The organism is Nocardiopsis sp. MG754419 (assembly GCF_018207095.1).
Lineage (GTDB): Bacteria > Actinomycetota > Actinomycetes > Streptosporangiales > Streptosporangiaceae > Nocardiopsis.
Genome location: NZ_QOCZ01000369.1, coordinates 1 through 443 on the forward strand (window position 1 = coordinate 1; position 443 = coordinate 443).

Here is a 443-nt window from a genome sequence, read left to right on the forward strand (position 1 = left end):
TTGGCCTCGAAGAACAACCGCGCCCGCTCCCAGCGCTCCGCGGCCGTCCCGTGGTCGTAGTACGTCGTGTCCACTCGTGACCTCCTTCGCGGCGTACAACCCTACGGGGCAGTTGAAAATTCCACTACTTGCCCCGGGTGCTCGCGGTGTCGTCCGGGCCCACGGCTGTGCGGCGTTGAGCTCGCTCTACTGCTCCTGGCTCTCGAAGGACAGTGCGTCCAGATCTCCCGCGAAGCCCTCGGGGTTCAGGAACAGCAGGTCCTGCGTATCGGACGGCCGGTCCAGGCGGCCGTCCGGGCCGAGCAGTGTCTGTTCGGTCCAGATGCACTTTCCGTTCGGCGTGTACCGGGCACCCCAACGCTGGGAGAGCGCCGTGATCAACTGCAGCCCGCGGCCTCCCTCGTCGGTCTCCGTCGCGTGGCGGATGCGGGGCATCGTGAGGC

1 protein-coding gene is annotated in these 443 nt (G+C 67.5%); it reads right to left on the minus strand.

The window, feature by feature from the left end; translation table 11 throughout:
* Positions 1–186: 186 nt before the first annotated feature.
* Positions 187–443, minus strand: a 257-nt coding sequence (locus DSY14_RS28150; RefSeq protein WP_211719608.1) for an ATP-binding protein, incomplete at its 5' end; no start/stop codon positions are given.